Source organism: Novosphingobium sp. (assembly GCF_039595395.1).
In the GTDB taxonomy this organism is placed as follows: Bacteria; Pseudomonadota; Alphaproteobacteria; order Sphingomonadales; family Sphingomonadaceae; genus Novosphingobium.
The window spans coordinates 2210594-2224886 of record NZ_JBCNLP010000001.1; the positions used below are offsets into that span (position 1 = coordinate 2210594).

Annotated in this window: 8 protein-coding genes; 6 read left to right on the forward strand and 2 right to left on the reverse strand. The window is 63.1% G+C overall.

The features are described 5' to 3' along the window. Positions 1 to 385: 385 nt before the first annotated feature. The gene (locus ABDW49_RS10210) at positions 386 to 3229 is read left to right on the forward strand and encodes a TonB-dependent receptor (protein WP_343611661.1); all 2844 of its coding nucleotides are present in this window, start codon (positions 386 to 388) and stop codon (positions 3227 to 3229) included. A gap of 71 nt (positions 3230 to 3300) precedes the next feature. Here the strand turns inward: ABDW49_RS10210 and ABDW49_RS10215 are convergent, their stop codons facing one another. Both ABDW49_RS10215 and ABDW49_RS10220 read right to left on the reverse strand, forming a co-directional pair. Further along, a complete protein-coding gene (locus tag ABDW49_RS10215) occupies positions 3301 to 4317 on the reverse strand; it encodes a serine hydrolase domain-containing protein (RefSeq protein WP_343611662.1) in 1017 nt (338 codons plus the stop codon). Next, on the reverse strand, positions 4314 to 5798 hold the full coding sequence (locus ABDW49_RS10220) for a permease (protein WP_343611663.1): 1485 nt from the start codon (positions 5796 to 5798) through the stop codon (positions 4314 to 4316). Before ABDW49_RS10220 ends, ABDW49_RS10215 begins: the two co-directional genes overlap by 4 nt. A gap of 291 nt (positions 5799 to 6089) precedes the next feature. Here ABDW49_RS10220 and ABDW49_RS10225 point away from each other — a divergent pair, with 291 nt between their 5' ends. The 5 genes from ABDW49_RS10225 (at position 6090) to ABDW49_RS10245 (ending at position 14280) form a co-directional block, all read left to right on the forward strand. Next, positions 6090 to 7043, forward strand: a complete 954-nt coding sequence (locus tag ABDW49_RS10225) for a GNAT family N-acetyltransferase (protein ID WP_343611664.1) — start codon at positions 6090 to 6092, stop codon at positions 7041 to 7043. 435 nt (positions 7044 to 7478) lie between these two features. Next, on the forward strand, positions 7479 to 8378 hold the full coding sequence (locus tag ABDW49_RS10230) for an OmpA family protein (RefSeq protein WP_343611665.1): 900 nt from the start codon (positions 7479 to 7481) through the stop codon (positions 8376 to 8378). A gap of 381 nt (positions 8379 to 8759) precedes the next feature. Beyond that, the gene (locus tag ABDW49_RS10235) at positions 8760 to 10043 is read left to right on the forward strand and encodes a TolC family protein (RefSeq protein ID WP_343611667.1); all 1284 of its coding nucleotides are present in this window, start codon (positions 8760 to 8762) and stop codon (positions 10041 to 10043) included. Next, the gene (locus tag ABDW49_RS10240; protein WP_343611668.1) at positions 10040 to 11170 is read left to right on the forward strand and encodes an efflux RND transporter periplasmic adaptor subunit; all 1131 of its coding nucleotides are present in this window, start codon (positions 10040 to 10042) and stop codon (positions 11168 to 11170) included. Before ABDW49_RS10235 ends, ABDW49_RS10240 begins: the two co-directional genes overlap by 4 nt. Then, a complete protein-coding gene (locus tag ABDW49_RS10245; protein ID WP_343611669.1) occupies positions 11170 to 14280 on the forward strand; it encodes a CusA/CzcA family heavy metal efflux RND transporter in 3111 nt (1036 codons plus the stop codon). The genes ABDW49_RS10240 and ABDW49_RS10245 overlap by 1 nt, the downstream gene beginning before the upstream one ends. Positions 14281 to 14293 lie beyond the last annotated feature (13 nt).

Here is a 14293-nt window from a genome sequence, read left to right on the forward strand (position 1 = left end):
CTCAAGTGGTCTGGCGTCAAGTGGTAGCTCTTCCCTTGCAAATGCCGGAATCCTGCACCTTATGCCCTAAGTCTATGGATAACCCAACAATAGGAACGGTCTGGGCGATTGACGGAAACAAGCGGCAGGTGCAGCCTGATACCAATTAAGGACCGGTTCGAAAGATTAGCCGTCCTCGATTGCAACATCATGACCATGGCCGGGCTGGGCAACAGTCAAGGCCATGGCACGCGGATCGGGCGGCACATGCATGACCGCCCGGACGCGAAAACAGGAGGGAGGCTGACGTGAAGGCGCAGGGAACATCAAGCGTGCAGGACTGGAATCCGCCATGGTTTGTGGCGCGGTCAACCTGTTACGAACATTGAGCATGGGGGCTCCGGAAATGAATCGAGCACATAAGCGCATGATTGCCAGCGGTGCGCTGGCGGTGGCCCTGGTATGGGGCCCCACGATAGCCCAGGCGCAGGACAGCACCCCGGCCGGGAGCGACGAGCCCAAGGCCGAAGAACAGGTCAACAGCGACATTCTGGTGACCGGATCGCGCATCGTGCGTTCGGGCTTCCAGTCCCCTACGCCGCTCAATGTGATCGGTGAGACCGAGTTGCGCACCCAGTCGGTCAGCAACAATGTGGCCGATTTCGTCAACACGTTGCCTGCCGTGGCGGGATCGACGCGGCCGGCGAACTCGCGTCTGGCGATTTCCTCGGGTCTGGCGGGCATCAATGCTCTGAACCTGCGCAATCTGGGCACGACGCGCACGCTGGTGCTGCTGGATGGGCATCGCTCGGTGGGGTCGGACATCACGGGTGATGTTGACGTCAACGATTTTCCGCAGGATCTCATCAAGCGGGTCGAAATTGTCACCGGCGGCGCCTCGGCGGCTTATGGTTCGGATGCTGTCTCGGGCGTGGTCAACTTCGTGCTGGACAAGGGCTTCACCGGCCTGCGGATGAATGTTGAATCCGGCTTTAACCAGAAGGGCGATGGCTTCAACTACAAGGGCAGCGTCGCGGCGGGCATGAAGTTTTCAGGCGGGCGCGGCCATGTTCTGCTCGACGGCGAATGGGCGCATAAGGACGGCATTTTCGATGCCAGCAAATATAGCTGGAACCAGAATGGCGACCGCCTGCTCACCAACCCCGGCTATTCTGCCACCAATGGGCAGCCGCAATATCTGGTCGTGACAGGCGCGGGCACCAACAACACGTTGCCCGGCGGCATCATCAACGCTTCGGCGGGCGCCACCGCCAATGCGCTGCGCGGCATCTACTTTGGCGCCAATGGCACGGTCAACCGCTACAATTACGGCACCACCTCGAACACCACCACCTCGGTTGGCGGCAACTGGGCCCTGGCCGATGGCAACCGCCGCATCGGTCTGGACGCGCAGGAAGACCGCCGGGGCGTGTTTGGGCGCACCAGCTTTGAAGTGTCCGATGCGCTCAACATCTATGGTGAGGCCTCCTACAACTGGCACCACACGGTGTTCAATGCGGGCCCTTCGCTGATTTCATCGGCCACCCTGCAGGCAACCAACCCTTACGTGCAGCAGACTTTGGGCAGCCTGCTCACCGGCACCAACACCATCACCGTGGGCAGCTCGAACGCGGGTTTCCCCTATCGCGTCAATGACAACACCCGCAGCGTGCAGCGCTATGTGCTGGGCGGTGACGGCAAGTTCGAATGGCTGGGCAAGACCTTCCGCTGGACCAGCTATGCGCAATATGGCGTGACCAACACGCATGAGATGGAGCGCAACATCATCAACAACGCCAATCTGGCGCTGGCGCTCGATGCGGTGTCGGCTCCGGCGGGCAATGCGCTGGGCGTGGCGGCGGGGACGGTTGTGTGCCGCTCCAGCCTGACCAACACTGGCAATGGCTGTTCGCCGCTCAACATCCTTGGCACCAATGTGTCGAGCGCCTCGGCTTTGGGCTATGTGCTGGGCAACCCCTATCGCAACCAGACCTTCAAGCAGACCGTGGCGGAAGCGAACCTTTCGGTCGATCCCTTCAGCACCTGGGCGGGGGCGGTGTCGCTCTCCACCGGCTTTGCCTATCGGCGCGAGCAGGTCTCGGGCTATGTGCCCTCCCAGTATCAGACCGGCTGGTCGGTGGGCAATTTCCTGCCGACGTTTGGCAGCTATGACGTCAAGGAAGGCTACATCGAAACCGTGGTCCCGCTGGGGATGGGGCTGACCATCAACGGGGCCGGACGTTTCACCGGCTATTCCACCTCGGGCTATGTCACCACCTGGAAGGGCGGCGCCACCTTCCAGCCGATCCATGACATCACGCTGCGCTTCACCCGCTCGCGCGATATCCGGGCGCCCAATCTGAGCGAACTCTATCAGGCGGGCACCTCGCGCACCAACACGCTCAACGATCCTTTCAACGGCAATGCGGTCACCAGCTTCCTGGAGGTGACCACCGGCAACCGCAATCTGAAGCCGGAAATCGCCAACACGCTGACCTTCGGCGGGGTGGTGCAGCCGCGCTTCATTCCGGGGCTGAGCCTGTCGACCGACTATTACGACATCCAGATCAGCGGCGCGATCGGTCAGGTCTATTCGCAGGAGATCGTCAACCGCTGCTACAACGGGCTGACGGCCTATTGCTCGGCGATCACGCGCACGCCCAATGGGGTGACGCAGTTGACGGTGAACCTCAGCCCCTTCAACTTCTCGACCATCCATGCTCGCGGCATCGATTTCGAGGCGTCGTATCAACTGCCGCTCAGCCGCATTTCGCTGCCGGGTGAACTGTCGCTGCGCGGCATGGCCACGAAATATCTGAAGGATTACATCAACAACGGTATCGACCGGCCCATCGATTATGTCGGCTCGATGAGCGATGGCGTGCCGCAGTGGATCTATCGCTTTGCGGCAACCTATACGCTGAAAGACTTCACCAGTGCGCTGGTGGTGCGCGGCGTCTCGCCCGGCACGATCAGCAACAGCTATGTCCAGTGCGCCAGCGGCTGCCCGGCCAGCACCACCTCCTACCCCACCATCGACCAGAACCATGTCGGCGGGGCGACCTATCTGGACCTTTCGCTCTCGCGCAAGGTGCCGCTGGGCCGTTCCTCGCTGGAGGTCTATTTCAACATCACCAACCTGCTCGACAAGGATCCGCCGATCGTCGCCAGCGGCGGTCTTTCGACCACCGGCAGCTATTTCGATCTGCTGGGTCGCAGCTTCCGCATGGGGCTGCGCCTCCAGCTCTGATCCTGCCTCGGGCAGAGTGGAAAGGCCGGGGCACCGCAGGAGGGTGGCCCGGCCTTTCTTTATGGGGGTGTTCAGTCTGGCGCGAAGGCCGCGATCACCGCATCGCCGGTGGCGGGGCGCAGGGTAAAGATGCCGCTGTCAAAATGACGCGTGGGGTGGACGCGGTTGGTCAGCAGCGTCCAGGCCAGCCCCTTCTCGAAATCGACCCAAAGCCCGGTGCCGGTAAAGCCGGTGTGGCCGATGGTGGCGCGTGAGCAGATCTCCCCGCCCGACCAGCCGGGGAAGGCATGCTCCCAACCGGCGGTGCGGTGATGGGCGTAGGGGGTGCTGATGGCCGAAAGCCCGGCCTCCGACATGCCCGAACCGTCCAGCAGGCTCAGCGCGAAATCCAGCACGCCATCCACCGTGCCGAACAGCCCGGCATGGCCCGCCGCTCCGCCCAGCGCATAGGCGTTTTCATCATGCACCTGCCCCTTCATGATCTGCCCGCGCCACATGCAATGCTCGGTGGCGACACTCATCGCGGGGTCGGGATGGAAGGTGAGCCCCGGGGGCAGGGGCAGCGTATCGAAAGGCTGGCCGGTGATGCGCTCGATGGCGATGCCCAGCAGGATGTAGTTGATGTCCGAATAGACCGGCGGCCCAGCTTTCCATTCGCGTTGCAATACAAAGGCCTTCAGCCGCGCCGGATCGTCGCCATAGGTGTAGATCGGCTCGACGGCGGGGAAATGGGTGTGATGCGTCAGGCAGTCGCGGAAGGTGATGCGGCGTTCCGGAGCATTCAGCACATCATATTGCCGCAGATCGGGGATGGCGGTGATGATCGGCGCATCCAGATCGATAAGCCCTTCGTCGGCCAGCTTCAGCACGGCGGTGGTGGTGGCGATCACCTTGCTGACCGAGGCGAGATCAAACCAGTGTTCGCGGGTCAGCGCCTCGGGCTCGGGTTCGCGCGCGGCCAATCCCGCCCAGCGCACGGCGCGGCTACCATCGGCGCGCACCACGCCCAGCGTGGCGCCGGGGATCAGCCCCTGCGCCACGCTGGCGGCGGCGGGGGCGAAGGCGGCGTCGATCATCGTGTCACTCATAGGTCTGTGGCCATTCGCGGTTTGAGGCGGGCAAGAAAGGGCAAAAAGATCAACGGCGCCAGCGTCAGCGTGCCCGAAATGATGAAAATGCCATCATAGCCGATCACCTTGGTCAAGGCCCCCGCCGCTCCCGCGATCAGGCGCGGCAGCAGAAAGGCGAAACCGGAAAAGAAGGCATATTGCGACCCGGCATAGCGCGGGTTCACCAGCAACGAGAGATAGACGACAAAGACCGTCCCCTCGAACCCATGGCCGAACTGCTCAAGCCCCGTGGCGACATAGAGCACCCAGGGCGCCACCGGCATATGGTACAGCCATACAAAGCTGTAATTGCCGATGGCCGAAAGGCTGGCGCCGATCGTCAGCGAGAGGCCATAGGGCCAGCGCGTCACCATCCATCCCGCCAGCGCCACACCCGCCATGCTGGTGACCAACGCCACCCAACTGTCGGCCAGCCCGACCTGAGTTAGCGTATAGCCCACCGCATTGACCAGCGGCTTCGACATGTTGAGCGCCAGCACATCGCCCATGCGATAAAAGGCGACAAAGCCCAGCAGCACCATCGAGCCATAACCGAACCGCCAGAAGATATCGATATAAGGCCCCAAAGCGGCGGAGCGTCGCAGCGGTGCCTCCGGCCCCATGCGGCGGATTTTCGGCAAGGCCAGCGCCATCAGCACAAAGGGCAGCAGGGCAATCACCAGCACCGGCGTGGTGACATTGCTCTTGGCGCCGATGCCCAGATGATCGGCCATGGCCAGCACGACCCAGCCCGCTGCCGCCACCAGCACGGCAATCGCGATGTAAGCGACCAGCGTGGCCAGCGCGCCCACGCCCAGCGCGTTCCAGCGGCTGGCGGTGGTGGCATGCGCATCGCGCGACGTGATCGCCACCAGCGGGAAGGCGCAGCAGGCCGTAACGGCGATGGCGAGATAGGCCAGCGTCCAGCCCCAATGGTCCGCGATGATCAGCGTGCCCGATCCCGCCGCGACCATGGCCGAGCGATAGCCCCACAGGTTGGCCGCCGAGAGCGGGCCTTGAGTGGCAGTATCGGGGGCCAGTTCCACGCGCCATGCGTCGGCGGCGATTTCCACGGTGGTGGTCCAGAAGGCCAGCAGCACGGCCCAGAAGGCGGTGATCGCCAGATTGCGGTCCGGATCGGCCAGAGCCAGCCCGACAATCGAGATGCCAATCCCCAATTGCGCCAGCATGATCCAGCCGCGCCTCAGTCCCCAGAAGCGGGTGAAGCCGGGGGCGGCAAAACGGTCAAGCAGCGGCGCCCAGGCAAATTTGAACGTCGGCAGCAGAGAGACCCAACCGAAAAAGCCGATGATCGTCAGATCCACGCCGTGCCGGGCCAGTCGCAGAAACAGCACCGTGGCAAAGAGATAGAAAGGCAACCCCGCCGAAAAGCCCAGCACGGCGAATAGCGCCATCAGGCGCCGGTTATGCGGGGCTTGCGAAACAACGGCATCGGGCACTGACAACACTCTCCCCCTGCGACAGCGCGGGGCAGGGGGCGTTCCCTCATGCCGCAACTGGTCCTTGTGACGATAGGGCGATGTTCCGCGTGAGCAAAGCGTCTCAGAACAACGATCTACAGAGCCTGGCTTATGCCACGGGCGCGCGCGCCTGCCTATATAGATGGAGGTTATGGCCTCATATCCTGCGCCGCCATGAATGCGGTGAAGCTTTGCTCAATACCCAGCCAGCGAGGCCCATTGAAAAGTCTCATACCTAGATATATATCATGCTATATAGATTCGGAGCACATGATGGCAGACGTTTTGCAAGATTATGGTGACCTGTTCCTGGGCAGTCGGCTCAAGCGCCTCGCAGAGCGCCTGCAGGCCGACGCAGCGCGCATCATTCGCGAGGCTGGACTGCCTATCCAGCCGGCGCAGTTCCCCATGTTGGCGGCCATCCATCGCTATGGCCCGATCACGATCGGCAAGGCGGTGGAGGTGCTGGGCATCAGCCAGCCGGTGGTCACTCGCACGCTCAGTGGACTGATGGAGATGGGGCTTCTCGAAACCACCCGCGACGGCGCCGACCAGCGCCAGAAGACGATCCGCCTCACCAGCGCGGGGCAGGCCCTGATGGCTCAGGCGACGGTGACGGTCTGGCCGCGCGTCGATGCCGCGGTCAAAACCCTGTGCGAGGGGCTGGATGGCCGCTTCCTCGATCAGGTCGGCCAGATGGAGGAAGCGCTGGACCGGCAATCGCTGGAGAGCCGGGTGCTGTCGCTGCCGCCCGCGCTGACCATTCGCCCCTATGCCGATGATCTGGCCGAGGCCTTCTATCGGATCAATGCCGAATGGGTGCAGACCATGTTCACGCTGGAGGAGAATGATATCCAGATCCTCACCCGCCCGCGCGAGTTGATCATCGACGGCGGCGGCGAAATCCTTTTCGTCGAGGCGCCCGATGTCGGGGTGATCGGCACCTGCGCGCTGATCCGCATGGGCGAGGGCGTGTTCGAACTCACCAAGATGGGGGTGAGCGCGCAGGCCCGTGGACGCAAGGCGGGCGAATTCCTGCTGGCAGCAACGCTGGACCGGGCCCGTGCCATGGGGATCGAAACGCTCTATCTGCTCACCAACCGCAAATGCGAGGCGGCGATCCATCTCTATGAAAAGCTTGGTTTCGTCCATTCCGAGGAGATCATGGAGCGCTATGGCAAGCGCTATGAACGCTGCAATGTGGCGATGATCTATCGTTGGTAGGGGGCGCAATCAGGTCGGGCCAGTCGCGAAAGGCTGTGGCGAACAGTCCGATATGGTCCGCGCCTTCGGCCATTTTCAAAGACTTCGACAGTGTCGGGTGGAAATGCCCGGCATGTTGCGCAAAGGCGAAACAAAGAAATCTGTTCGTTAACAGATGAGTAAGCCACTGGCGCTTGTCATAGGACAAATCTTGTGTGGCGATCACTGTTTTCGGCAACCATCCAGCCAAGGCTTTGACATGAATACTCTGTTCATCCTTGTGCAATCTGAGTCGAGAGAGTAGTTTCAGGCAGCGCATCTTCACAACTCGCCGCACGCAAAACTCCATTCATCCAGGAATCCGTCCGTCCCGTGGGAGCTTCATCTGCGAGACAGAATTGGACAGACAAGACGATGAACAGAGTTTGAGCACAGAGTTACACAAGGAGCCTCGTTATGCGTGTCATGTCCAAGAAAGCAGGAATTCTCGCGCTTCTCGCGATCGGTACCTTGCCGATGGCGACCAGCTCTTTCGCCCAGCAGCAGGGCGGTGCCGCCGTGCCGGCCAATGCGGCCAGGGGCGACATCACCGTCACCGGTGAACCTGCGCCTGATATGTCCAAGCTGCCTCAGGGTCCGGAGATCAAGGGCTTCATCTCGGCCCGCAACGCCGACAAGATGCAGGTGACCGCGCCGGATGGCACCAAGCAGACTGTCGCCTTCAATGAAGCCACTGTCATCAAGGCCAGCAAGGGCCTGTTCGGCAGCAACAAGCTGGCCGTTGCCTCGCTGATGAACGGTCTGCCGGTGACGGTGAAGACGGTGCAGGGCCCCGATGGCACGCTGCTCGCCAGCCAGATCAACCTGCGCAACGGCGACATCAAGACCGCCAACATGATCCACAACGGCACCGATCAGCGCTTCGCCGCCAATGAACAGGCCACCGAGGCGCTGCGTGGCCGCATGGGCGATATCGACAAGTACAACATCAAGAGCACGATGAATGTCCACTTCGACACCGGCAAGGCCGTGCTGTCGGCTGAGGACAAGAACCAGCTCTGCCAGACGGCTTCTCAGGCTGAAAGCACCGAAAACGCTCTGATCCTGGTGGTGGGTTACACGGACTCGACCGGCAGCGATGACACCAACCAGGCGCTCAGCGAAAAGCGCGCCAGCAGCGTCATCCACTACCTGCAGCAGGCTTGCCACTGGAAGCCTTACCGCATGCTGACCCCCAGCGGCATGGCCACGGCTGACCCGGCTGCCAGCAATGACACGCCCGAGGGCAAGGCGCAGAACCGCCGCGTCTCGGTCAACATTCTGGTCAGCAAGGCTGTCGACGTCAACGGCGCGTAAGACATGCATTGCGCCGGGCTGTCCATGGGCTGCCCGGCGGGATGATGCAGGCACGTCACAAAGCAGAGTGGGCAACAGCCGATTTCCGGTTGCTGCACACCCTGCTTTTGTTGTTCAGGCGAAGCGGTATGCGCGTCGCGCAAGAACAGGGCGGTGCCTGTCTCACGCCATGCCCAGCTTGAAATGACGCTATATCTGGCGATTTAATGGGTTAATTTGCTGATCACCGTCGCGTGATCGCGATGCATCTGCCGTTGCTATTAATGCAACTTTTAGCAATCTTTCGTTACAAACTCGCAAGCAAGCAGACAAATACCGGCCCTAGCGTGAGCCGATCGGCATCGGGCCAACCGGTGCCACGATCACATCCGGGGCTATTTCATGATTTCCTCTGCCGGTTTCGGCATGTCACGGGCGCGCTGGTTCAAGACCTTGCTGCCCTTTATGGCCCTGGCTTGCGCGGATGCGGCCATGGCGGGCGAAAGCTTCCCCCTCGATCGGCTTGAAGAGCTGGCGCACTCCAATCCCGCGTTGCGCGCCGCCGCGACCGAGATCGATGGCGCCCGCGCCGGCATCCAGACCGCGCGGGCCTATCCGAACCCCGAGGTCGAATATATGGCCGGTTCGATGAACTATCGCCCCTATGCCAGCGGCATTTCGGGCGCATCGGACAGTTACAGCATCACGCAGCCTCTCGACCTGCCTTTCCGCCGCACGCCGCGCATCGCTGCCGCCCGTGCCGGGCTGGAGGCGAGCAAGGCGGGCTATGCCGCTGTCGAGACCGACTGGATTGCCGATCTGCGCCTCGCCTATTTCGGGGCTTTGCGGCGCACGGCGGAAAAGGCCAATGCGCAGACCGACCTTTCGCTGATGCAGTCTGTCTATGCCAAGATCCAGTTGCGGGTTCAGCAGGGCGATGCCCCGCGCATCGAGCTGATCCGTGCCGAGGCTGATCTGCTTAACGTGCAAAAGGCGGCTCAGGCGGCGGCTTTGCGCGAGGATCAGGCAAGACTGCAGTTGCGCACGCTGGTCGGGCCCGATCTGCCTGAGGATTTCGCCCTGACCGGGCAATTGGATGCACCTTTGCCGTTGCCCTCGCTGGGTGTGTTGCAGGAGCAGGCTCTGGCCGCCAACCCCTCGCTGGCCCGCGCCCGCGCCGAGGTTGAGCAGGCCCGCCACCGTCTGGATTACGAGGAGTCCGGCCGCCTTCCCGTGGTTTCGCTGCGCGCCACGCGCGAGGCGGATCGCGAAATGCGCCAGACCCGCGTCGGCGTCACCGTCTCGATCCCTTTGTGGGACCGCAAGCTGGGCCCGGTGCATGAGGCCGAGGCCAGGCGCAGCCAGAGCGATCTGCAACTCACCGCCCGCACCTATGCCATCAAGCAGGAGCTGGGCATCGCCTGGCGCCAGTATGAGGTGGCGCAGACGCAGGTCGCCGCTTTGGAAAATGGGCTGATCGCCCAGACCCGCGCTGCCGTGAATGTTGCCGATGCCGCCTACAAGGCGGGCGAGCGCGGGTTGATCGATGTGCTCGATGCCCAGCGCGTCTACCGCGCCGCCCGCGCCGATCTGATCGCCAGCCGTTACGAACTGGCCGCCGCCTGGGTGGATATCCAGCGCCTGGTCGCCTCTCCCGAACCTCTTCCCGCCCGGAACACCCCATGAAAAAAGCCCTGCTGCTTCTTGCCCCCCTGCTTCTGAGCGCTTGCGGCGAGAAGGCTGAAAAGCCCGAAGCAAAGGCCCCAGCCGACCCCATGCTGGTGAGCGCTACGCCCGATATAGCCAAGCGCCTGCGCACCGCGGTGGTGGGCGAGGCGCCGGTGTCGGAAACCCTGCGCGTGGCCGGGCAGATCGATTTCGACGAAAACCGCGTGGCCCGCATCGGCGCCACCGTCACCGGCCGCGTTTCGGCGATGCCGGGGCAGATCGGGGCGCAAGTCGGGCGAGGTACCGTGCTGGCGCAGATCACCAGCACCGACCTGACCACGCAGCAGCTGGCTTACGTGCGCGCGCGTTCGGCCTATGAGCTGAACCGCCGCAATGCCGAGCGTGCCCGCACCCTCTTCGCCGCCGATGTCATCAGCGCCGCCGAATTGCAGAAGCGTGAGAGCGAATACAGCGTCTCCTCCGCCGAGATGCGCGCCGCCGCCGATCAGCTTCGCCTGCTGGGGCTGAGCCACTCGGCCCTGGGTAGTCTGGGCCGTGGGACGGTCAATTCGGTCTCGCAGGTCACCGCAACCATGAGTGGCGTCATCGTGGAGCGGCATCTCGCGCTGGGTCAGGTGGTGCAGCCCTCCGACCAGCTTTTTGTGGTGGCCGATCTCTCGAAGGTCTGGGCGGTGGCTCAGGTGCCCGAACAGCAGGTCCATCTGGTCAAGCTGGGCGAGAATGTCACGATCGAGATCCCCGCGCTGGAGGATGAAAAGCGCAGCGGCAAGCTGGTCTTCGTTGGCCATACCGTCGATCCCAAGACCCGCACCGTGCTGATCCGCACCGAGCTGGACAACAGCAAGGGCGATCTGAAACCCATGATGCTCTCGACCATGCTGGTGCAGGGGCAGGCCCAGCCCAGGCTGGTGGTTCCCGCCTCCGCGGTGGTGCGCGAGAACAATGCCGATTACGTGTTCGTCAGCGAAGGCAAGGGGCATTACCGCCTGCGTGCTGTCACCCTGGGCCATGAGGAGGAAGGCAAGCGCGCCGTCCAGTCCGGCCTGAAGGCGGGCGAGACGATCGTGGTGGATGGCGGCTTCCATCTCAACACCGAGCGCAACCGTCAGGCGACCGAAGGCTGATGATCCAGAGCCTGATCCGTGCCGCGCTCAAGCAGCGGCTGATTGTCGTCGTGGTGGCGCTGGTGCTGCTGGGCTTCGGCTTCAGCGCGGCGCGGCAATTGTCGGTGGACGCTTTCCCCGACGTCACCAATGTGCAGGTACAGATCGCCACCGAAGCTCTGGGCCGCAGCCCCGAAGAGGTGGAGCGCATGGCCACCGCCCCCATCGAGGTGGCGATGACCGGCCTGCAGGGGCTGGAGGAGATGCGCTCGCTCAACAAGCCGGGGCTATCGCTGATCACGCTGGTGTTCAGCGAGAAGACCAATGTCTATTTCGCCCGCCAGTTGGTGATGGAGCGGCTGGCCGAATTAGGGCCGAAGCTCTCGCCGGGGATTGCGCCCGTTCTGGGGCCGGTCTCGACCGGGCTTGGCGAGGTCTATCAGTATACGCTCGACAAGGCGGGCGAAGAGGGGAAGGCCCTCAGCGCGGAGGAACTGACCAACCGCCGCATAGTGCAGGATTGGGTGGTGCGGCCCCTGTTGCGCTCCACGCCCGGCGTGGCGGAGATCAACTCGCAAGGGGGGTATCCGCGCCAGTATCAGATCATGGTCGATCCTGACCGACTGCGACATTATCAGGTCAGCGTGGCCGATGTGTTTCAGGCCGTGGCGCGCAACAATGCCAATGCCGGGGGCGGCGTGCTGCCGCAATTTGCCGAGCAGTATCTGATCCGTGGGCAGGGCCTTGTCAAAAGCGAGGACGATCTGCGCGCCATCGTCATCCGTGAGAATGCCAGCCAGCCGATCTATCTGCGCGATGTGGCGCAGGTGGCGATTGGCGCGGGCACGCGTGAGGGCGCCGTCATCAAGAACGGCACCGCCGAGGCCGTGGGCGGCGTGGTTATGATGATGGCGGGCGGCAATGCCAAGCAGGTCGTCGGCCGCGTGAAGGAGAAGGTGGCCGAGATCAACGCCAAGGGCATGCTGCCCGATGGGCTGAAGATCGTGCCCTATTACGACCGCTCTGAACTGGTCGATGCCGCGCTGCATACGGTGACCAAGGTGCTGCTGGAAGGCGCGGTGCTGGTGGTGGTGATCCTCTTCCTGTTTCTGGGAGATATCCGCAGTTCGCTGATCGTGTTGGCAACCTTGATCCTGACGCCGCTGCTGACCTTCCTGTTTATGAACTGGCTGGGGATTTCGGCCAATCTGATGTCGCTGGGCGGGTTGGCGATTGCCATTGGCCTGATGGTGGATGGATCGGTGGTGGTGGTAGAAAACGCCTTCGCGCAATTGGGCGAGGCGGCGAACAAGGGGCAATCGAAAGCCCGCATCATCCTCAACGCCGTTGTGGAGGTGGCAACGCCGGTGATCTTCGGCGTGGGCATCATCATTCTGGTTTTCCTGCCGCTGATGACGCTGGAGGGCATGGAGGGCAAGATGTTTGCCCCTCTGGCCTTTACCATCGCCATCGCGCTGGCCATCTCGCTGGTGTTGTCGCTGACGCTGACGCCGGTGCTCTCCACCTATTTGCTCAAACCCCCGGCGCATGAGGGCGATCATGATACCAAGGTGATCGCCTGGATGAAGGCGCGCTACACCCGCATGCTGGGCTGGGCGTTGGGCAATGAACGCAAGACCGTGCTGATCGCGCTGGGCGGCTTTGTCTCCACTCTCTGCCTGTTCCCCTTCCTCGGCACGGCCTTTATCCCTGAGATGAAGGAAGGCTCGATGGTGCCGGGCATCAACCGCGTGCCCAACATCTCGCTCGATGAATCCATCCGCATCGAGATGGAGGCGATGAAGCTGGTGATGCAGGTGCCGGGTGTGAAATCGGCGGTCTCGGGCGTGGGACGCGGCGAGAGCCCCGCCGATCCGCAGGGGCCGAACGAGTCCACCCCCATCGTCAGCCTGAAACCGCGCAATGAATGGCCCAAGGGCTGGAATCAGGACGATATTGCCGATGCCATGCGCGAAAAGCTGGCCAAGATCCCCGGCATTCAGGTGGTGATGGCCCAGCCCATCTCCGACCGCGTGGATGAGATGGTGACGGGCGTGCGCTCGGACATCGCCGTGAAGGTCTTCGGTGACGATCTCGACCAGCTGAAAACCACCGCAGAGGCCATCGCCCGCGTGGGCCGGGGCATGCAGGGCGCCGAGGACATCCGCATCGAGAAGATCTCGGGCCAGCAGTACCTGTCCGTCGACATCGACCGGCAGGCGGTGGCGCGTTACGGGCTCAACGTCACCGATGTGAACGATCTGATCGAGACCGCCATCGGCGGCAAGGCGGCCACCGAAATCTTCGAGGGCGAGCGCCGCTTCCCCGCCGTGGTCCGCCTGCCCGCTGAGGATCGCTCCAGCATCCAGTCGATTTCCGATCTGCTGGTCTCCACGCCCGGAGGCGCCGCCGTGCGTCTGGCCGATGTGGCGGATATCAAGGTGGTCGACGGGCCCGCGCAGATCAGCCGGGAAAGCGGCAAGCGCCGCATCGTCATCGGCATGAATGTGAAGGGCCGCGATCTGGGTGGTTTCGTGGCCGAATTGCAGAAGAAGGTGGGCGCGCAGGTGAAGCTGCCCAGCGGCTATTACCTCGAATGGGGCGGGCAGTTCCAGAACATGCAGCGCGCCATGGGCCATCTGATGATCATCGTGCCGATCACCGTGGCGGCGATCTTCTTCCTGCTGTTCATCCTGTTCAACTCGCTGCGCCTCGCCACGCTGATCATCACCGTGCTGCCCTTTGCCTCGATCGGCGGGGTGATCGGGCTCTTCGTTTCGGGCGAGTATCTCTCGGTCCCGGCCTCGGTGGGCTTTATCGCGCTGTGGGGGATTGCCGTGCTCAATGGCGTGGTGCTGGTCAGCTATATCCGCAAGTTGCGCGATGAGGGCCTCGATGTGCGCGAGGCCGCAAGGCAGGGCGCCACCATGCGCTTCCGCCCGGTGATGATGACCGCCACGGTGGCATTGCTGGGGCTGGTGCCCTTCCTCTTCTCCACCGGGCCGGGGTCCGAGGTGCAGCGTCCGCTCGCCATTGTGGTGATCGGGGGGCTGATCACCTCCACCCTGCTGACCCTGCTGGTGCTGCCCACCATCTACCGCTTCTTCGACAGCGAACCGCTCGAAGCCTGAGAGGATAGTTCCG